The 17,994-nt window shown below is 69.8% G+C and carries 20 protein-coding genes; 12 read left to right on the forward strand and 8 right to left on the reverse strand.

The window, feature by feature from the left end:
* Positions 1-4 precede the first annotated feature (4 nt).
* From recQ to ACIO3S_RS01910, 3 genes are read left to right on the forward strand one after another with little or no spacing between them, the layout of a single operon-like run.
* Positions 5-1,819 carry a DNA helicase RecQ gene (gene recQ / locus ACIO3S_RS01900; protein WP_400458820.1) on the forward strand — a complete coding sequence of 605 codons (1,815 nt, stop codon included), beginning with the start codon at positions 5-7 and terminating at the stop codon, positions 1,817-1,819.
* Positions 1,820-1,863: 44 nt separating this feature from the next.
* Complete coding sequence (locus ACIO3S_RS01905; RefSeq protein ID WP_400458821.1) at positions 1,864-2,445, forward strand: histone deacetylase; 582 nt, start codon at positions 1,864-1,866, stop codon at positions 2,443-2,445.
* Between the two features lie 24 nt (positions 2,446-2,469).
* Entirely contained in the window at positions 2,470-2,946 is a 477-nt protein-coding gene (locus ACIO3S_RS01910) for a DinB family protein (RefSeq protein ID WP_400458823.1), read from the forward strand.
* Positions 2,947-2,953: 7 nt separating this feature from the next.
* Here ACIO3S_RS01910 and ACIO3S_RS01915 read toward each other — a convergent pair whose 3' ends face one another.
* Complete coding sequence (locus ACIO3S_RS01915) at positions 2,954-4,582, reverse strand: MFS transporter (RefSeq protein WP_400458825.1); 1,629 nt, start codon at positions 4,580-4,582, stop codon at positions 2,954-2,956.
* Positions 4,583-4,720: 138 nt separating this feature from the next.
* On the opposite strand from ACIO3S_RS01915, the gene ACIO3S_RS01920 reads away from it, so the two are divergent.
* From ACIO3S_RS01920 to ACIO3S_RS01940, 5 genes are all read left to right on the forward strand, one after another.
* Entirely contained in the window at positions 4,721-5,359 is a 639-nt protein-coding gene (locus ACIO3S_RS01920; RefSeq protein WP_400458826.1) for a LysE family translocator, read from the forward strand.
* A 77-nt stretch (positions 5,360-5,436) separates the two neighbouring features.
* Complete coding sequence (locus ACIO3S_RS01925; protein WP_400458828.1) at positions 5,437-6,429, forward strand: DUF5829 family protein; 993 nt, start codon at positions 5,437-5,439, stop codon at positions 6,427-6,429.
* 51 nt (positions 6,430-6,480) lie between these two features.
* Entirely contained in the window at positions 6,481-7,191 is a 711-nt protein-coding gene (locus tag ACIO3S_RS01930) for an IclR family transcriptional regulator (protein WP_400458830.1), read from the forward strand.
* Between the two features lie 90 nt (positions 7,192-7,281).
* Positions 7,282-8,499 carry an MFS transporter gene (locus ACIO3S_RS01935; RefSeq protein WP_400458832.1) on the forward strand — a complete coding sequence of 406 codons (1,218 nt, stop codon included), beginning with the start codon at positions 7,282-7,284 and terminating at the stop codon, positions 8,497-8,499.
* Between the two features lie 24 nt (positions 8,500-8,523).
* Positions 8,524-9,987: a benzaldehyde dehydrogenase gene (locus ACIO3S_RS01940; RefSeq protein WP_400458834.1), complete on the forward strand. Its 1,464-nt coding sequence runs from the start codon at positions 8,524-8,526 to the stop codon at positions 9,985-9,987.
* Here ACIO3S_RS01940 and ACIO3S_RS01945 read toward each other — a convergent pair.
* Entirely contained in the window at positions 9,975-10,955 is a 981-nt protein-coding gene (locus tag ACIO3S_RS01945) for an SDR family NAD(P)-dependent oxidoreductase (RefSeq protein ID WP_400458836.1), read from the reverse strand. The two genes, ACIO3S_RS01940 and ACIO3S_RS01945, sit on opposite strands and share 13 nt — an antisense overlap.
* 83 nt (positions 10,956-11,038) lie before the next feature.
* Between ACIO3S_RS01945 and ACIO3S_RS01950 the strand changes: the two genes are divergently transcribed.
* On the forward strand, positions 11,039-11,578 hold the full coding sequence (locus ACIO3S_RS01950) for a TetR/AcrR family transcriptional regulator (RefSeq protein ID WP_400458837.1): 540 nt from the start codon (positions 11,039-11,041) through the stop codon (positions 11,576-11,578).
* 11 nt (positions 11,579-11,589) lie between these two features.
* Here ACIO3S_RS01950 and ACIO3S_RS01955 read toward each other — a convergent pair whose 3' ends face one another.
* Positions 11,590-12,444, reverse strand: coding sequence for a carbohydrate kinase family protein (locus tag ACIO3S_RS01955; protein WP_400458838.1), 855 nt, complete (start codon positions 12,442-12,444; stop codon positions 11,590-11,592).
* 24 nt (positions 12,445-12,468) lie between these two features.
* Positions 12,469-13,656, reverse strand: coding sequence for a winged helix DNA-binding domain-containing protein (locus ACIO3S_RS01960; protein WP_400458840.1), 1,188 nt, complete (start codon positions 13,654-13,656; stop codon positions 12,469-12,471).
* A 109-nt stretch (positions 13,657-13,765) separates the two neighbouring features.
* Between ACIO3S_RS01960 and ACIO3S_RS01965 the strand changes: the two genes are divergently transcribed.
* The gene (locus ACIO3S_RS01965) at positions 13,766-14,290 is read left to right on the forward strand and encodes a VOC family protein (protein ID WP_400458842.1); all 525 of its coding nucleotides are present in this window, start codon (positions 13,766-13,768) and stop codon (positions 14,288-14,290) included.
* Between the two features lie 19 nt (positions 14,291-14,309).
* On the opposite strand, the gene ACIO3S_RS01970 is transcribed toward ACIO3S_RS01965, so the two are convergent.
* Both ACIO3S_RS01970 and ACIO3S_RS01975 read right to left on the reverse strand, forming a co-directional pair.
* The gene (locus tag ACIO3S_RS01970) at positions 14,310-14,726 is read right to left on the reverse strand and encodes a YkvA family protein (RefSeq protein ID WP_400458844.1); all 417 of its coding nucleotides are present in this window, start codon (positions 14,724-14,726) and stop codon (positions 14,310-14,312) included.
* Between the two features lie 81 nt (positions 14,727-14,807).
* On the reverse strand, positions 14,808-15,572 hold the full coding sequence (locus ACIO3S_RS01975) for an SDR family NAD(P)-dependent oxidoreductase (RefSeq protein WP_400458846.1): 765 nt from the start codon (positions 15,570-15,572) through the stop codon (positions 14,808-14,810).
* An 86-nt stretch (positions 15,573-15,658) separates the two neighbouring features.
* Here ACIO3S_RS01975 and ACIO3S_RS01980 point away from each other — a divergent pair, with 86 nt between their 5' ends.
* Both ACIO3S_RS01980 and ACIO3S_RS01985 read left to right on the forward strand, forming a co-directional pair.
* On the forward strand, positions 15,659-16,219 hold the full coding sequence (locus tag ACIO3S_RS01980) for a TetR/AcrR family transcriptional regulator (RefSeq protein WP_400458848.1): 561 nt from the start codon (positions 15,659-15,661) through the stop codon (positions 16,217-16,219).
* Between the two features lie 65 nt (positions 16,220-16,284).
* Positions 16,285-16,923, forward strand: a complete 639-nt coding sequence (locus ACIO3S_RS01985; protein WP_400458850.1) for a dihydrofolate reductase family protein — start codon at positions 16,285-16,287, stop codon at positions 16,921-16,923.
* Here the strand turns inward: ACIO3S_RS01985 and ACIO3S_RS01990 are convergent.
* Positions 16,898-17,584, reverse strand: a complete 687-nt coding sequence (locus ACIO3S_RS01990) for an NUDIX domain-containing protein (protein WP_400458852.1) — start codon at positions 17,582-17,584, stop codon at positions 16,898-16,900. The genes ACIO3S_RS01985 and ACIO3S_RS01990 overlap by 26 nt on opposite strands.
* Positions 17,581-17,964 (reverse strand): DUF4406 domain-containing protein, encoded by a 384-nt coding sequence (locus ACIO3S_RS01995; protein ID WP_400458853.1) that lies wholly within the window; start codon positions 17,962-17,964, stop codon positions 17,581-17,583. The genes ACIO3S_RS01990 and ACIO3S_RS01995 overlap by 4 nt, the downstream gene beginning before the upstream one ends.
* Positions 17,965-17,994: the final 30 nt, after the last annotated feature.

A 17,994-nucleotide genomic window follows, 5' to 3' on the forward strand; every position in this document is an offset into this window, starting at 1 on the left:
TCGCGTGAATGCGCTGACTCCCGAACTGGATGTCCTGCGCCGCGTCTTCGGCTACGACGAGTTCCGCGGCGAGCAGGCGGAGATCATCGCGCACGTCGCCGGCGGCGGCGATGCGCTCGTCCTGATGCCGACCGGTGGCGGGAAGTCGCTGTGCTACCAGATCCCGTCCCTGGTGAGGGCCGGGACCGGGGTGGTCATCTCGCCGCTGATCGCGCTGATGCAGGACCAGGTCGACGCGCTCTCCGCGCTCGGCGTGCGCGCCGGCTTCCTCAACTCCACCCAGATGCCCCACGAGCGGCAGCAGGTGGAGAAGGCCCTGCTCGCCGGTGAGCTCGACATGCTCTATCTGGCCCCGGAGCGGCTGCGAGTGCCCGAAACCGGCCGGCTGCTCGACCAGGCGAAGATCTCGCTCTTCGCGATCGACGAGGCCCACTGTGTCTCCCAGTGGGGTCACGACTTCCGGCCCGACTACCTGCAGCTCTCCCACCTGCACGAGCGCTGGCCGGAGGTGCCGCGGATCGCGCTGACCGCGACCGCCACCGCCGAGACCCGGCGCGAGATCGCCTCCCGGCTCAACCTGGAGGACGCCCGCCACTTCGTGGCCTCCTTCGACCGGCCCAACATCCAGTACCGGATCGCCCCGAAGGACAAGCCGGCCAAGCAGCTCCTCGACCTGATCCGCACCGAGCATCCCGGCGAGGCCGGCATCGTCTACTGCCTCTCGCGCAACTCGGTCGAGCGCACGGCCGCGACCCTGGTCGGCGCCGGGATCCCGGCGCTCCCCTACCACGCGGGTCTCGACGCCAGGACGCGCGCTCAGAACCAGTCCCGCTTCCTGCGCGAGGACGGCATCGTCATGGTCGCCACGATCGCCTTCGGGATGGGGATCGACAAGCCGGACGTACGCTTCGTGGCCCATCTCGACCTGCCCAAGTCGGTCGAGGGCTACTACCAGGAGACCGGCCGGGCCGGGCGTGACGGGCAGCCGTCGACCGCGTGGCTGGCCTACGGGCTCGCCGATGTCGTGCAGCAGCGGCAGATGATCGAGACCTCCGAGGGCGACCGGGCCCACAAGCACCGGCTCGGCCAGCACCTCAACGCGATGCTGGCGCTGTGCGAGACCGTCGACTGCCGGCGGGTGCAGCTGCTGCGCTACTTCGGCCAGGCCGCCGAGCCGTGCGGAAACTGCGACACCTGCCTGGCCGCGCCGGAGTCCTGGGACGGCACCGTCCCCGCCCAGAAGGTGCTCTCCACCGTCATCCGGCTCGACCGCGAGCGCAACGGACAGCGCTTCGGGGCCGGGCAGATCGTCGACATCCTGCGCGGCAAGGAGACCGAGAAGGTCCGCCAGTTCCGCCACGACGAGCTCTCGGTCTTCGGGATCGGCACCGACATCGCCGAGAGCGACTGGCACTCCGTCATCCGGCAGCTGCTGGCCCGGGAGATGCTCGCGGTCGACACCCGCTACGGCGTCTTCTCGGTGGCCGAGCCCGCCGGCCCGGTGCTGCGCGGCGAGCAGCAGCTGATGCTCCGCAAGGAGCCGCCGCGGCAGGCCCGTCGCAGCTCCGGGGAGCGGAAGCCGAAGGTGGCCGCCGCCGACCTGTCGCCCGAGGCCGCCGAGGTCTTCGAGCGGCTGCGAGCATGGCGCGGCGAGGTCGCCAAGGAGCAGGGCGTACCTGCCTACGTCGTCTTCCACGACGCCACGCTCCGCGAGATCGCCACCCGGCTGCCGGCCAGCCGCGAGGAGCTCGGCACGATCAGCGGGATCGGCGAGGCGAAGCTGGAGAAGTACGCCGACGGCGTGCTCGCTGCTCTCTAGGTCGCCGGCTGCTCGCTCCCACACCCTCGGTAGGCTGCGCCGCGATGAGTTCTGAGGTCTGGTACGTCAGCTATGGGTCCAACATGTGCCGCGACCGTCTCCGCGCCTATCTCCTCGGTGGCCAACCGGAGGGTGCGCGGCGGTCGTACGTCGGGGCCCGTACGCCGGCCATGCCCGTCGACGACGCCGCTGTCGATCTCCCCGGGCGACTCTATTTCGCGGGTGAGTCGACGACGTGGACCGGTGGGGTGGCGTTCTACGACCACGACGCGGCCGGGTCGTGGACTGCTGCCCGGGCCTTCCGGATGACCGCCGAGCAGTTCGCCGACATCGCTGCCCAGGAGATGGACCGGCTGCCCACCGTCGGCGACCCGATCGAGAAGGTCGTCATCGACGGGCTCGAGAAGGGCCGCCACGAGGCGGGCCCGGGGCACTACGAGACCCTGATCGAGGTCGGTCGCCGCGACGGCCTCCCCATGCTCACCTTCACCGCGCCGCACGGCTTCGACGCCGTCCCGCACACCCGGCCGTCGGCTGCGTACGTCTCGATGCTCGTTCGCGGGCTCGGGGAGTCACGCGGCTGGGATCGCCGGCAGGCCGAGGCGTACGTCAGGGAGCGCTGCTGAGCGACGCCCGGCTAGCCTGCCCGCATGAAGATCGGACAGGCGGACGAGCGCGCGCTTCTCGAAGGAATGGTCGACACCCAGAGGGACGAGATCAACGCCATCCTCGAGGACCTCGACGACGAGGACGCGCGACGGCGGCTGGTGCCGTCGCTGACCACACCGTTGGCGCTGGTCAAGCATGCGACCTTCGTGGAGAAGGTGTGGTTCCACGCCAGGGTGGCGGGTGTGCCACGCAAGGAGATCGGGCTGCCCGACACCGTCGACGAGAGTTTCATGCCGGACCCCGAGGACACGGTCGAATCCGTCCGGGCGGACCACCGCGCGGCCTGCGAGCGCTCCCGCGAGATCGCCGCCGGACACGAGCTGGACGATGAGTTCGACTGGCACGGCAACCCGGTGTCGCTGCGGTTCATCTACGCGCACATGATCCAGGAGCTCGCCCGCCATGCCGGGCACGGCGACATCCTCGTCGAGCAGATCCAGGCTTCCCGCGTCGGCTAGCTGTTGCTCATACCCCGCTCGAGACGGTCGGCTCGGCACCGGGCTGCCTGGTCGGCACTCGTCGGGCGAAGAACAGGGCGACGAGAGAGATCAGCGCGAGCACCGACAGGGCGGCCCGCAGCCCGTCGAGGCGGGAGGCCGTGTTCTCCTCGATGATCGCGGCGGACGTACTGTCCGGCACGCCGGCGTCGGCCAAGGCGTCCTCCAGTTCGTCGTCAGGGACGAAGGGGATTCCTCCAGCGAGTTCGACCGCGGCGGTCGAGGAGAGGCTGTCGGGGACGTCGGGGTTGTTCTGGATTCCGGTCAGGAACGACGAGGTCAGGGCAGAGATCAGCACGGCGCCCGCAAGGGCTGTGCCGATCGACGCGCCCAGGTTGGTGACCGTGTTCTGCAACCCGCCGACTTCCGGGCTCTGCTCGTCGGGGACCGCAGAGACGGTGACGCTGCCCAGCTGCGAGGCCAGCGCTCCCACGCCGAGTCCGGCCAGCAGCATCGGCCAGGTGACGACTTCGGGCCCTACGCCGACCTCGAGCGAGACCAGCAGAGAGACGTTGCCGGCGAAGAGGGCGGCGAACCCGACCCTGACCACCCTGCGGGGCGAGGCGTCCGGAAAGAGCTTCGGGATGCCGACCGCGGCGAGCAGCAGGGTGAGGGACAGCGGAAGGATGCGCACCCCGGTCTCGACCGCGGACAGTCCGAGGGCCACCGACAGGAACAGCGGCACCGAGAAGAACAGGCCGGCCTGCAGGAGATACTGGAAGAAGAAGGACGTCAGGCCGCCACGTAGCACTCCGTTGTCGAGGATCGCTGGGTCGATCAGCGCTGACCTCCCCTCCTGTTGGCGCCGTCGCTCCCATCCCAGGAACGCCCGGAGCACGAGTCCACCGGCGATCACTAGCCAGAGGACAGGTGAGACGCCGAGCCATGACGGCGCCCCCTCCTTCGGGATCAGGAAGCCCCAGGCCCCCGCGCGCAGGATCCCGAACACGACCAGGCCGAGCCCGAGCGCCGATACCACGGTGCCCACCAGGTCGAGGCGTGCGCTCGGGTCTGCCGGCGCGTCCGTCATCCTCTTGGTGAGGAGCAGGATGCCCAACACGATCAGGACCTCTCCGGCGAACACCCACCGCCATGAGGCGTACGTGGTGAGCATTCCGCCGATCAGCGGTCCTGCGGCCACTGCGATCGCGCCTGCTGCCGCCACCAGTCCATAGGCGCGCGGTCGTTCGGCCCGAGCGAAGTTCGTGGCTACGAGCGAGACGATCGCCGGCATGATCAGCGCGGCCCCGACACCCTCCAGGAACGACCATCCGATGAGGAGCACGGTCAGGTTGGGAGCCAGTGCTGTCGTCGATGAGCCGACACCGTAGATGACACAGCCGATCGCGAAGGCCCGCTTGGTGCCCAGCAGTTGGCCCACCTTTCCGCCTGTGATCATGAGGCTGGCCATCACCAGCGTGTAGAGGGTGATGGCCGTCTGGATCCCCGTGACCGTCGTGTCGAGATCCTCGGCCACCGTTGCGATGGAGACGTTCATGACCGAGCTGTCCAGGGTCATCAGGAACTGCGCCGAGGCGAGCGTGAACAGGACGGTTCCTGATCCGGCGGTCACCGCTGCGCCTGTCACGTTGCTCATGACAGCCATTCGAGACGACCCGCGCGGCTTGCGAATCACCCATGGCGCGTGATCCGGACCGGGACCGTGCGCCCGAACCTCGTCTCGCCTGCCAGAAATGGTTCGTACGTCTGGCGGCCGTGCCGGAGAATCAGACTCGTGCCGTCCCTGAACCAGTTCGCCGCCTTCGCGCTGGCCTCTTTCGTCTTCATCCTGATCCCGGGCCCGAGCGTTCTCTTCGCCCTCGGCCGGGCTCTGACCGCCGGGCGCCGCGATGCGGTGCTGTCCGTGGGTGGCAACGCGTCCGGCCAGTTCCTCCAGGTTCTGGCGGTGGCCATCGGGCTCGGCGCGCTCGTGGCCGCGTCCGCGACGGCGTTCACGGTCGTGAAGCTGGTCGGCGCTGCGTACGTCGTCTATCTCGGGATCCAGGCGATCCGTCACCGCGGCGATGCCCGCGCGGCCCTGGACGGTGGCGACGTTGCGAGAGTGAGCGGGTGGGGCGCGGTCCGCACCGGCATCATCGTCGGCGCGACGAACCCGAAGACGATCGTCTTCCACCTCGCGTTCCTGCCCCAGTTCATCGACACCTCGGCGCCGGCCGTTCCACAGATCCTCCTGCTGGGTGCGATCTTCTCGGCGATGGCCTTTGCCTGCGACTCCGGCTGGGTCTTCGCTGCCAGCCGTGCCAAGGCCTGGTTCGCCCGCAAGCCCAAGCGTCTCGACGGCCTCGGCGCCGGTGGCGGCGTTGTGATGATCGGACTCGGCGCCACCTTGGCGACCGCATCCCACGGCGCCTGACCGAACCGCACCGAACACCGGCAGCCGGCCGCCGAATTCCGAAGACAGGAGCGCCTCGGTCATCGAGACTGGGACGCATGCGGACTCCACTCTCGGGCCTCATCGCGGCCGCACTCGCCTCACTCGCCATCACCTCGGGGGCCTTGGCGACTCCCGCCCACGCCACCGAGCCTGCTCGCGCTGAGGAGGGGGGTCCCGACCCGCTCCTGGCCTTCAACCACGCCTGGGCGATGGTCGACCGGGAGACGGCCGACGCGATCGAGCACTCCGACTACCTGGGCGAGTTCGCCGACCGTCGGATCAACACCGGCAACGACGGGACCTCGACCTGGACCGGTCGCTACCTGCTCGGCAAGGAGACCTACCTGGAGTTCTTCGGTCCGGGCGACGCTCCCGACGCGGTCGCCGGTGACACCGGGCTCGCCGTCTCGGCGGACGACGACGGCGACCTGGCCATCGCGGCGGACAACCTGCGCGACCTCGTCGCCGACCCGGTCGAGTTCACCCAGGTGACCGATCTCGGCGACGGCAACCTGATCCCGTGGTTCGACGCCGCCTACACGACCTCGACCTACGACACCTTCTTCTCCTGGGCGATGGAGTATCGCGACGAGTTCCTCGACGACCCGCGGCTCTCCTTCCCGCCCCCGGCCTACGAGGGCGACGTCAGCCGCGACCGCTACAACCGCGACCGCTATCTCGACCACCAGCTGCGCGACGTCATCGGCATCCAGATCGCCACGACCGCCGCCGACATCGAGAAGATGGTCCCGCTGTGGCGCGCTGCCGGCATCACCATCAAGGTCCTCAAGGACGGCGGCGTCCTCGCCTTCGACGGCATGACCACGATCCGCCTGCTCCCGGTCCCGGCCGAGGAAGCAGGCGTACGCCACATCATCCTCGCCCTAAACGAGGCGGCCGAGGAGCCTCACACCGAGACGATCGGCAACTCGACGCTGCACGTCGGCCCCGGGGCGTACGCGCTGTGGACCTTCGACCCGGTCGAGCCCACCGCGACCGCCCGGTCCCAGGGGTCCGGCAGGCCGCTCCACCCCGCGTTCGGCGGCTGAGGAGTAATCTCCGCAGCAATGGCAGGGAACACCCGACAGACTGGCACGAGCGTGACCAGCCGGGCACTTGCGATCCTGAGCGCTTTCGACGAGCAGCACCGGTCGATGTCGCTCAGCGACATCGCTGCCCGCGCGGACCTTCCGCTCGCCACGACCCATCGGCTCCTGGGCGAGCTCTTCCGGTGGGGTGCCCTGGAGCGTCTTCCTTCCGGCGAGTACGTCATCGGGCGGAAGATCTGGGACATCGGCCACCTGGCACCTGCCGAGACCGGGCTGCGCCAGGTCGCCGAACCGTTCCTCCACGACCTCTACGGCGCCACCCTGGCCACCGTCCATCTCGCCGTACGCGAAGAGTTCGAGGTCGTCTACCTCGACCGGCTGCGCGGCAACCAGTCCGTCCCGGTGGTGAGCAAGGTCGGCGGACGCCTGCCGCTGCACACCACCGGCGTCGGCAAGGTCCTCCTCGCCCACGCTCCGGTCGAGGTCCAGGACACGGTGCTGGGCGCCCTCACCCCGATCACCCCCTACACGATCACCCAGCCGGGCGTCCTCCGCAGACAGCTGCGGCAGGTGCTCGACAAGGGCTACGCCACCACCCGCGAGGAGATGAGCCTCGGCGCCTGCTCGATCGCCGTCCCGATCCACCACCGCGAGGAGGTGATCGCCTCCCTGGGCCTGGTGGTGCCCACGCTCAAGGGCAGCGAACAGAGGCTGTACGGCGCACTCCGTGTCGCCGCGCAGTCGATCGGACGGCGGCTCTGAAGAACGTCGGGTCGGAAAAATTTTGGCGATGCTTCCACTGAATGGAAGCTGTGTCGATGCTCACAGGGCGAGCGCTCGTAGGTTCGCCCCATGAATGTGTCCGCAACCACATCGTCCACCGTCAGCGGCGATACCCGGAGCCTGTGGCCGGTCGTCCTCTGCTGGCTCGCTGTCGCCCTCGATGGCTATGACCTCGTCGTTCTAGGAGCGGTCATCCCCACCTTGGCGGGGACCGGCGCGCTCGGGTTCACCGGGGCGTCACTGACCACGGCCGCCACCGTCGGCCTGATCGGGGTCGGCATCGGCGCCGTGGCCATCGGCCCGCTCGCCGACCGGTTCGGCCGTCGCCGGACCCTGATCAGCAGCATCGCGCTGTTCTCGCTGCTCACCCTGGCCGTCGCCTTCGCTCCGAACGCCACGGTGTTCATCGTGCTGCGCTTCCTGGCAGGCCTGGGCCTGGGCGCCTGCCTGCCGACGGCCCTGGCGTTCATGAGCGAGCATGCCCGCCAGGGCCGTTCGGGCACGGCCATGACGCGGATGATGACCGGCTACCACGTCGGAGCCGTACTCACCGCTCTGCTGGCCCTGTGGGTGATCCCGCACCTGGGCTGGGAGGCGATGTTCGTGATCGGCGGCGTCGCGGGCCTGCTGACGGTCCCCGTGATGTGGGCGAAGCTCCCGGAGTCGCAGGCCTACCTGGAGACCGTCGAGGCCGAGAAGGTACGTCCCTCGGAGGTCGTTCGCGGCCGCCTGCTGTGGGTCAGCCTGGGCCTGTGGGCGGCGTCGTTCTGCGGACGGCTGCTGGTCTACGGCCTCAACACCTGGCTGCCGACGATCATGGGCGAGGCGGGCTACTCCCTCGACGCCGGGCTCGGCCTGCTCCTCACCTTGAACGTCGGCGCAGTGATCGGACTCGTCCTGGCGGGCCTGATCTCCGACGCCAAGGGCAACAAGCCGACGGTGGTGACCTGGTTCGGCGTCGCTGCGCTGATGCTGGCCCTGCTGTCGATCAAGATGGAGAGCAGCTTCTTGGTGTACGCAGCGGTGCTGGCCGCCGGCATCTTCGTCTTCAGCGCGCAGGTGCTGGTCTACGCGTTCGTCAGCCACCTCTACCCCGCCCGGATCCGCGGCACGGCGCTCGGCATGTCCGCCGGCATCGGCCGGGTCGGCGCCATCGTCGGGCCGTTCCTCGGCGGCGCGCTCCTCACCGCCGGCATCGCCTATCCGTGGGGCTTCTACGCCTTCGCCGGCGCGGCCGTGATCGCCATGCTGGCTCTGCTGACCGTGCCGGCGCATCCCAGCAACTGACCACCCGACATTCAGGAGCACACCATGTCCGTTCTCGACTCCGTCGACTGGTCCGGAAACATCCTCAAGGCCGGCGCCTGGCAACCCGGGCGAGGAGGCGACTACGCCGTCGTCGAACCGGCCACCGGCGCCGAGCTGGGCAGGATGGGGCTGGCCACCGCGGCCGACGTGGCGGATGCCGCCGCAGCAGCCGCCGATGCCCAGCTCGAGTGGGCCGCACTCCCCCACCCGGAACGCGCCGCCGTCCTGCGTCGCGCCGGCGACCTGTGGCAGCGGCATGCCGAGGAGATCACCGGGTGGAACGTCCGCGAGGTCGGCGCCGTACCCGGTATGGCCGGGTTCGCACTCCACGTCGCGGCCGAGGAGTGCTACGAGGCTGCCAGCCTCCCGAGCCGTCCGAGCGGCGAAGTCATCCCGTCCGAACAGCCGCGTCTGTCGATGACACGCCGCATGCCCGCTGGGGTGGTCACCGTCATCGCCCCCTTCAACGTGCCGATCATCCTCGGCATCCGCTCGGTCGCCCCTGCCCTCGCCCTCGGCAACGCCGTCATCCTCAAGCCGGACCCGCGCACCGCCGTGACCGGCGGCACGCTGATGGCCCGCATCTTCGAGGAGGCCGGCCTGCCCCCGGGAGTGCTCCAGATGCTGCCCGGCGGCGCCGACGTAGGCGAAGCGCTGATCACGGATCCCCACGTCCGGGTCATCTCGTTCACCGGCTCCACCGGCGTCGGCCGCCGCATCGGTGAGCTGGCGGGCAGACACCTCAAGCGTGCCCACCTCGAGCTCGGCGGCAACTCCGCGCTGCTGGTCCTCGATGACGCCGACGTCGAGGCCGCCGTCAACCTGGCGGCGTGGGGCTCGTTCTTCCACCAAGGCCAGATCTGCATGACGACGGGCCGACACCTGGTCGCTGCCAGCATCTACGACGACTTCGTCGAGGCCCTCGCCGAGAAGGCCAGCCACCTACCGGTCGGCAATCCCGCCACCGACGAAGTCGCTCTCGGCCCCGTCATCGATGCCGGCCAGCGCGACAAGATCCACGGTCTGGTCACTGCGTCGGCGGATGCCGGAGCCGTCATCGCAGCCGGCGGCACGTACGAGGATCTCTTCTACCGGCCCACCGTCCTGGCGGGCGTCCCGATCACCGCGCCGGCGTACGCGGAAGAGGTCTTCGGCCCCGTCGCACCGGTGACCAAGGTCGAGTCCGTCGAGGACGCGATCGAGCTCGCGGCGGCCAGCGAGTACGGCCTGTCCCTCGGCATCGTCACCAAGGACGTCATGCGTGGCCTCGCGGTCGCGGAGCAGATCCCGACCGGCATCGTCCACATCAACGACCAGACCGTCAACGACGAGGCCAACGCGCCGTTCGGTGGCGTGCGCGCGTCCGGCACCGGGTCCCGGTTCGGCGGCGCCGAGGCCAACATCGAGGCGTTCACCGAGACCCGGTGGATCACCATGCGGGGTGAGCCGGCGCGCTACCCGTTCTGAGCCCGCGACCCTGACGGGTTTGCAGGTGAGGTGCGGGTAGCTCCCGGGGAGGACAAGTCGACGGTCACGCCGGCCATCTCCTCGAGCGCCTCCCACACGCGCGCGACGACGCCCGGCCCCGGGTCGATCGTGTGCGGCAGCGGGGTCAGGCGTACGGGAGGGCCGGCGATCTTCGCGGGACCGAAATAGTCGCCGCCGACCGCGTCCGGGTCGACCAGGGCGCGCACCCCGGACCAGGCCGCCGCGTCCTTGCCCTGGGCCCAGGGCGTGTACGGGTTGCGCCGATAGCCGACGCTGTCGTCCCGGATCCCGGCGCGCAGGGGTGTCTTCGCGTCGACCCCGACTCCGGGGTGGGTGAGGATCGAGGCGACGGGCAGCCCCGCTGCGCGGAGCCGGCGGTCGAGCTCGTAGCCGAAGATCTCGGTGAGCGTCTTGGCCTTGACGTACGCGGCGATGCCGGTGCGCGGCGTCGCCCGCGGGTCGGACACGTCCAGGTGGAAGCGCCGCACGAACCCGGTCGAGGCATGCACGATCCGGAGCGGGTAGGCGGTCCCGGTGGCCCGCGTGGAGAGGAGCCGAGCGACGAGGCCGAAGTTGGCGACGGTGTGCGCTCCGGTCATGAGTGGCAGGCCGTCCGTCGTCCTGGCCCGGCGGGCGAGCTGCATCGGGGCACCGTTGAGGAAGATCCCGTCGAGCCGCGGCAGCGCAGCGAGCTGCTCGGCGCCCTCCGCGACCGACGCGAGCGAGGTGAGGTCGAAGGCGACCGCGCTGGTGACCGCTTCCGGGACCTGCCCGCGGATCGCGGCCGCGGCGACGTCGATCTTCTCGGGCGAGCGCGAGGCGAGCACCACCTCGGCGCCGGCCGAGGCGAGCTGCTCGGCGGCGAAGTAGCCGATTCCTCCGGTGGCGCCGGTGACGGCATAGACGCGACCACGTAGATCGGGCAGGTGAATGGGGTCCCAGGTCATGAATGCTCCTCTAATCGGATAGATGATCCGTTTCAGGGTATACCCAAAGCGGATAACTCATCCGAATCGCGTAGACTGTGCCCATGTCCCCGCTACGTTCGGACGCAGCTCGCTCCCGCGCGAAGATCCTCGACACGGCCCGCGCGCGACCGGTGGCCGACCTGCGCCTCAACGAACTGGCGCGTGCAGCCGGCGTCGGCGTCGCGACGGTCTACCGCCACTTCGCCACGGTCGACGCCCTCGTGGAGGCACTCAACCTCGATGCGCTCGAGCAGCTGGTCGCCCGGGCGCGCACGGCGGCCGAGATGCCCGATCCCGGCGAGGCGTTCACCACCTTCGTACGCAGCGCCGCCCTGTTTCAGGTCGAGCACGAGGGTCTCCAGGCGATCCTGCTGTCCGAGGAAGTCTCACCGGCCGCACGCGCGCTCCGTGACGAGCTCTTCGGTCTCGCCGAGACCACCCTCGAGGCGGCCATCCGCGATGGCGCCGTGCGTCCCGACATCACCACCAGCCACCTGCAGCGGCTCGTCTGCGGCGTCGAGCACGCCGTCCGACTGGGCGACGGAACCGACCGCGACCTGCTCCTCGACGTGATGCTGACCGGGCTCTCTCCTCACGCCTGACGGCGGACGGCCTACCGAGCGAGGACCGGGTGGAGGTGCTCGGTCTCGATCGCGACCCTGGCTTGTTCGGCGGCGGCACGAAGGGCGACGTCCACCGGCTCCGTACGCAGCCGCGCGGCCAAGAAGCCGGCCATGAAGGCGTCGCCGGCACCGTTGGTGTCGACGACGGTGGCCGGTGTCGCCGCGACCTCGTGCCGGGTCCCGTCGGCCTCGAGCGCGATCACTCCCTTCGCGCCGAGGGTGCAGACGGCGAGGCCGGGACCGCGGTCGAGGCACGAGGCCATCAACCCCCACGGGTCCTCGGTGCCGTCGTCGTTCATGAACACGCCAGCGGCCGCGCGCAGGAAGGGCTCGTGGAAGGCGGTGGCGCCGTCGTAGTCGTGCAGATCCATCCAGAGCGGGGTGCGCGGCGACGGCACGGCCTCGAGCACCATCCGGCCGAGCTCGCTCAGGTCGATCACCGCCAGATCCGCGGCGGCGACCGCGCTCACCGCCGCCTCGACCGCTTCGGCGGATGGGGTCGACGGGGTCGAGACGTACAGCGAGACCCGGCCCCCGCCCTCGGCCATCAGGTTGACGTGCCGTTCGGTCTGCTCGCTTGCGATCGCCTCCATGACGACCCCCGCCTGCTCGAGCCGCTCCCGCAGCCGCGCGCCGTCCTCGTCGTCGCCGACGGACGCCCACAGGCGTACGTCGATGCCGAGCCCGGCCAGATGCAGCGCCTTGCCCGCGGAGGTGCCGCCGACCGTGTGCCACGCGCGGCGCGCGAACTGCATGTGTGGCACCGGCTCGGGCAGCCGGTCGAGCTCGATCAGGTGGTTCCAGGACGCGGGGCCGCAGACGACGACACGGGGAGCAGACGACATCGCCCTATTCCAGCACCATCGCGGTCAGTAGGTGGTGACGTCCACCGACACCGACGACGCCTCCCGCAGCGGTGCGATGCTCTCCGCCTCCGCGACCAGGGCGTCCTGATGGCGTCGGCTCAGCGCCTCGAACGCCTTGAGGTCGACGCGGAGCCTCCGCCCGCTCTTGCGTGCGCGCCAGGTGCCGACGATCTCGCCGTCGGCGAGCATCGTTCCGGGGTCGCCGACGGTTCTCCAGACGTCCCGGTGATGGGCCCTGCCCACGATGGCGTCTCGATCGCGCAGCTGGGTGTAGGGATCTCGCGGCGGAAGAAGCCGCACGCCCGTGGGCATCCTCGCCGTTCGGAGTGCGTCGAGATCGGCGGCGAGGGCCCAGGCCCGGCCACCGAAGTCCACCTCGACCAGCTCATCCTCGAGCTGGCTCCACCACGGATCGACATCACCGGCCCGCACGCCCAGCCACGTCGCGAAGTCGCTTCGGGTCGACGGGCCGTAGCAGCGCAGGTAGCGCCGGAGCAGCTCGCGGCGGCACGCCACTGGATCCGTCTCCTCGAGAGGACGTCCGAGCCATTCCTCGGTCAGGACGAACGGAGCCTTGTTCCCGGTGCGTGGTGCGAAGCAGACGGTCCGCTGCAGCGCGAGCAGGCGGACGCAGAAATGCACCACCGCCTCCCCGATGGGCTGCCCTTCGGCGTAAGGCCCCTCCTCGTTCCACACCGCTCGCTGCCGGTCCGTCAGCTCGGGGGTGATCCGTGCGGCCACCTCGGCTCCGAGCTCGTCGATCGCCAGCTGCTGTCCCGACAGCACCTCACGGGTGGCCGTTGCGACGAGGTCGACGGCCTCGGTGAGGGTCAGCCCGAGTCTGTCCACCGCCGGCTGGGCACCCAGCAGGAAATGACGCCGCGCATCCTCGGTCATGGGAAGCACCCCTGTCGTGAAGACGTGCGCCTCGGCGGTCGGGACATAGTAGGGAGCACCCCGCATGCTCCAGGTCAGCAACAGCTCCCGACCCTCGACGGCGTCGGCAACCATGTCAGCCGAGACACCGTCGATCCGTGCGTGGAACGCCAGCAGCGCCGACCCGGGAGGAGAGTTCTGGATACCGCACCGTCCCGCAGCCGCCACCAGGCTCTGCTCTCCGCCCCGGGCGTCGAGCTGGTGGGATGCCAGCCGGAAAGCGACCACACGCTCCCGTTCGACTCGCTCGGCCACCGACCCAGCGTACGTCTGCTCGTCTCTTTGCCTCCCTGTATTCAGGCCGGTATCTGACCTGATCCACTCCTAGAGTCATGCATGCAATCGCCGACCCGAGGAGATCGACATGACAGCCACAAGCCCTCACGTCCCAGCCGGTTACACGACCGTCGCGCCATGGGTCGTCTCCGACGACACGGGTGCGCTGCTCGACTTCATCACCGAGGTGTTCGACGGCGAGGAGATCGGTCGCGTGGCCACCGAGGACGGATCGATCGGCCACGGCGAGATCCGCATCGGCGACACCGTCGTGCTGGCCTTCGACCGGCGTCCGGAATGGCCGGTGATGCCCAGTCTTCTGCGGGTGTGGGTGGCTGATCCCGACGCCTCCTTCGCGCGGGCCGTCGAGCGGGGCGCGACGGTCGTGACCGAGATCAGCGACAACGCGTTCGGTCAGCGCGGCGGGCGGATCAAGGATCCGTTCGGAAACATCTGGTGGGTCGTCCGCCACGTCGAGGACGTACCGGAGGACGTGATCTGGCAGCGTCTCCAAGATCCGGTCCACGCCGAGCAGATGCGAGTGGCGCAGATGACGCTCGACGCCGAGCTCAGCGGTCGGGCGCAGGGACGAAGCAGCGCTCCCGTCCGCTGAGCAGGGAGGGCGCGAGGGCCTACTTCGAGTCGAGGCCCGCGATCAGCACCAGCGCGGCGAACCCGTCGTCGGTGCCCGGCCACTGGGCGCGAACCGCGTCGATCCCTGCGCGACGTACGACGCCGCGCAGGACGGCGGCGACGATGATCGCGTCGTCGGCGTAGCCCAGAACCGGGATGAAGTCGGGCACCAGGTCGATCGGCAGAGCGAGGTAGACCATGAGCAGCCCGAGCCTGATCCGTACGCCGCGAGGCATCGATCTGTCGGTCGCGAGCCGACGCAGCAGCCGCACCACATCGGGCAGGATCCGCAGTGCCTCACGCAACAGGTCGCCACGCGGGCGGACGACGAGCAGCGCGACGATGAGGCAGAGCCAGGTGAGCAGGAGCGCCGCCGCGATGCCGATCGCCAGGTCCCACCAGAACGAACCGGTCATCCTCACCCTCCGAGTCACGCCGCGCTCCGTGGTGGCGCCGCACCCCTGAATTGGATCACGGCGCCACACCGGGCCGGATGGTCAGGCCGCGACGACCGCCACGCCCGTACGTCCGCCGTCGACGTCCAGCACCGCGCCGTGGACGAACTCGGCCTCATCGGAGGCGAGGTACGCAACGGCCGCGGCGATCGCGTCCGGACCGCCCGAGCCACCCGCCGGGGTGCCGGTCATGAGTCCGTCGGCAGCCCAAGGGCCATCCAGAGCGGGGTCGCGGATGACACCGGGCGAGACCGCGTTGACCCTGATCCCGCTGTCGGCGAACTCCGCGGACCACGCGCGCGTGAGGGTCTCCATGGCCGCCTTCGTCGAGGCGTACAGGGCACCGAGCGGCAGGCTCAGCCGCGCGACCCAGCTGCCGAGGTTGATGATGACGCCTCCCCCGGCGGCCTGCATCTGCGGCGCAAGCGCCTGGGTCAGGAAGAACGGCGCCTTCACGTTGACGCCGTACACCTGGTCGAACATGTCGGCGTCGGCCGTGAGGGTGGTGGCCGGCGGGAAGATCCCGGCGTTGTTGACGAGGATGTCGAGCCGCCCGCCAAGCGCAGCGAGGGCCTGCTCGGCGAGGGTCCGGCTCGCCTCGGGGCTGCCGTCGAGGTCCGCGGCGACGAAGTCGGCGCGGCCGCCGTTCGTACGGATCGCCTCGACGACCTCGGCACCACGCTGTTCGTTGCGGCCGGACACGATCACGTGCGCGCCTTCGGCGGCGAGACGCTGAGCGATCGAGCGTCCGATGTTGCTGGTCGAGCCGGTGACGAGAGCCGTCTTCCCAGAGAATCTGTGTGTCATGTCTGCGACGGTAGAGAGCGTAAATTGGACTCACAAGTCCAGTTTTTTCGAGGAATGAGAACGGCATGGGGCTGACGCCGAAGGGCATGAGGAGACGCGCAGAGATCATCGAAGGCACGGCCGCTCACCTGCGCACCCAGGACCCCGGCGGGATCACGCTCGAGGAAATCAGAGCTGTCACCCGGACGAGCAACAGCCAGATCTTCCACTACTTCCCCGGCGGGAAGGAGGAGCTGTTCCTCGAGGTCGCCCGCTATGAGGCCGACCAGGTGATCGAGGACCAGCAGCCCTACCTCTCGGCTCTCGACACGTGGGAAGCCTGGGAACGATGGCGCGAGACCGTTCTCGCCCGCTACCGCGCCCAGGGACAGCAGTGTCCGCTGGGTTCGCTGATGAGCCAGCTCGCGGAGACGCCCGGCGCACCTGTGGTCATCTCGGCCCTCATCGGACGATGGCAGGCCGAGGTCGAGCGCGGGATCCGCACCATGCAGGCCTCCGGCTTGATCCGCGCCGCCATCGACCCGGTGCGCTGCGCGGCCGCGATGATCGCCGGGATCCAGGGCGGCGTGCTGGTGCTGCGCTCGACAGGCGACATCGGCCATCTCGAGGCGTCCATGGAGATCCTCTTCGATCACCTCCGCGGCTAAACCTCGAGCAGTACGCTCGATCAGATGCCGAGCTGACCTCGACGTCATGGTTCACGGAGGAACCCATGCCACTCACCAGAGTCCACAATCTTTCGATCTCGCTCGACGGCTTCGCGACCGGGGAGCCGCAGTCGGCCGAGGCGCCGTTCGGCCATGCCGGCGAGCGCCTTCACGAATGGATGTTCGCCACCCGCTACTGGGACTCGTCCGGCGGCGCGGGCGCGGACGACGCCTTCGCGCAGCGGCACAGCCAGGGCATCGGCGCCGAGATCATGGGCGCCAACAAGTTCGGTCCGCCGGGATGGCAGGACGACCCCGAGTGGAAGGGCTGGTGGGGCTCCAACCCGCCGTTCCACTCGCCGACCTTCGTCCTCACCCACCGGCCGCGTCCGCCCGTGGAGATGGAGGGCGGCACCACCTTCTACTTCCTGGATGCGCCCCCGGCCGAGGCGCTGGCGGCCGCGTTCGAGGCGGCCGACGGTCAGGACGTACGCCTCGGGGGCGGCGCGACCGTGGTGCGGGACTTCGTCGCCGCCGGGCTCGTCGATCTGATGCACCTGGTTCAGGTGCCGATCGTCCTCGGTCGTGGCGTACGCGTCTGGGACGGCCTGGAGGGCACCGAGAACGACTACGACATCGAGGCGGTCTCGACACCCAGCGGTGTCACCCACCTGACGTTCACGCGTAAGCCTGCCGACTCCTGACGCGGGCGAAAGGTCCGTCGAGGGCGGCCCACTGCAGGAGCATGACCGTCTTGCCGTCGATGATCCGGCCGTCCCGGGTCATCGCCAGCGCCTCGGCGAAGTCGAGCTCGAGCACCTCGATGTCCTCGCCCTCCTCGGCGACTCCTCCCCCGTCTCCGATGCGGCTTGCCTGCGTGTAGGCCGCCGCGAAGAAGTGGAGCCGTTCGGTCACCGACCCGGGGCTCATGTAGGCGTCGAAGACGTGGTCGACGTCGGTGAGGCTGATACCGAGCTCCTCGGCGCTCTCCCGGCGGATGGCGGTGACCGGGTCGTCGGCATCCAGCAGCCCCGCGGCCGCCTCGATGAGGAGCCCGTCGGGATGGTCGTTGACGTAGACCGGATATCTGAACTGCCGGGTCAGCAGGATCGTGCCGCGCTCGGTGTCGTAGGGAAGGAGCACGGCGCCGTTCCCACGGTCGTACGTCTCGCGCTGCTGCGTCTCCCAGCGCCCGTCCCGTCGCCGGTAGTCGAACGTCGTGCGCCTGAGTACGTGCCACCCCTGCGAGGTCAGCTCGACGTCTCGGACCACGACGTCGGGGTTGCGGGTCAGCTCCCGACCGGCGCGGTCGAGACCGATGCGGCCTCGATGGTCGGGGACCTCGATGCCTGGACGGCGGCTCATGCGCGCTGGGCCTCGATCGTCGGGACCTCCGCGATGTCGTAGTAGACCGGAAGCCCTCGGCGCTCGGCGATCGCCACATCCTGGTCGGCTCCGGCCGACTCCCCGGGAAGCCGGAGGACGGCGTCGCAGCGCTGAAGCAGCCGCTCGGCGGTCGGGTAGAGGACCTCCTCCGCCAGGGGGTCAGTGGGCCCGGCACCGGCCGAGCTCAGCACGGGCAGCGCGACCCACTCACCGATCATCGGGATGTGGCCGGCGGCGAAGATCGGCCAGGCGGCCGCTTCGAGCCGCTCGAGGTTGGCGGCCATGGCCGCGGGGTCACCGTCGGTGCCGGAACGATAGGGGCCGGCAATGAGGATGAGCATCGGCTTCGGTGTCGTCATGGCGTCAGACTACATGCAATACTGTGCACA

Origin of the sequence: Nocardioides sp. NPDC087217 (assembly GCF_044744805.1) — a bacterium.
Lineage (GTDB): Bacteria > Actinomycetota > Actinomycetes > Propionibacteriales > Nocardioidaceae > Nocardioides.

Bases quoted from the DNA above. Each gene is read 5' to 3' on its own strand.
- ACIO3S_RS01940 (WP_400458834.1), top strand. From the start codon at position 8,524: ATGTCCGTTCTCGACTCCGTCGACTGGTCCGGAAACATCCTCAAGGCC.
- ACIO3S_RS01980 (WP_400458848.1), top strand. From the start codon at position 15,659: ATGAGGAGACGCGCAGAGATCATCGAAGGCACGGCCGCTCACCTGCGC.
- ACIO3S_RS01965 (WP_400458842.1), top strand. From the start codon at position 13,766: ATGACAGCCACAAGCCCTCACGTCCCAGCCGGTTACACGACCGTCGCG.
- ACIO3S_RS01935 (WP_400458832.1), top strand. From the start codon at position 7,282: ATGAATGTGTCCGCAACCACATCGTCCACCGTCAGCGGCGATACCCGG.
- ACIO3S_RS01905 (WP_400458821.1), top strand. From the start codon at position 1,864: ATGAGTTCTGAGGTCTGGTACGTCAGCTATGGGTCCAACATGTGCCGC.
- ACIO3S_RS01975 (WP_400458846.1), bottom strand. From the start codon at position 15,572: ATGACACACAGATTCTCTGGGAAGACGGCTCTCGTCACCGGCTCGACC.
- ACIO3S_RS01945 (WP_400458836.1), bottom strand. From the start codon at position 10,955: ATGACCTGGGACCCCATTCACCTGCCCGATCTACGTGGTCGCGTCTAT.
- ACIO3S_RS01995 (WP_400458853.1), bottom strand. From the start codon at position 17,964: ATGACGACACCGAAGCCGATGCTCATCCTCATTGCCGGCCCCTATCGT.
- ACIO3S_RS01910 (WP_400458823.1), top strand. From the start codon at position 2,470: ATGAAGATCGGACAGGCGGACGAGCGCGCGCTTCTCGAAGGAATGGTC.
- ACIO3S_RS01970 (WP_400458844.1), bottom strand. From the start codon at position 14,726: ATGACCGGTTCGTTCTGGTGGGACCTGGCGATCGGCATCGCGGCGGCG.
- ACIO3S_RS01925 (WP_400458828.1), top strand. From the start codon at position 5,437: ATGCGGACTCCACTCTCGGGCCTCATCGCGGCCGCACTCGCCTCACTC.
- ACIO3S_RS01950 (WP_400458837.1), top strand. From the start codon at position 11,039: ATGTCCCCGCTACGTTCGGACGCAGCTCGCTCCCGCGCGAAGATCCTC.
- ACIO3S_RS01955 (WP_400458838.1), bottom strand. From the start codon at position 12,444: ATGTCGTCTGCTCCCCGTGTCGTCGTCTGCGGCCCCGCGTCCTGGAAC.
- ACIO3S_RS01915 (WP_400458825.1), bottom strand. From the start codon at position 4,582: ATGAGCAACGTGACAGGCGCAGCGGTGACCGCCGGATCAGGAACCGTC.
- ACIO3S_RS01985 (WP_400458850.1), top strand. From the start codon at position 16,285: ATGCCACTCACCAGAGTCCACAATCTTTCGATCTCGCTCGACGGCTTC.
- ACIO3S_RS01990 (WP_400458852.1), bottom strand. From the start codon at position 17,584: ATGAGCCGCCGTCCAGGCATCGAGGTCCCCGACCATCGAGGCCGCATC.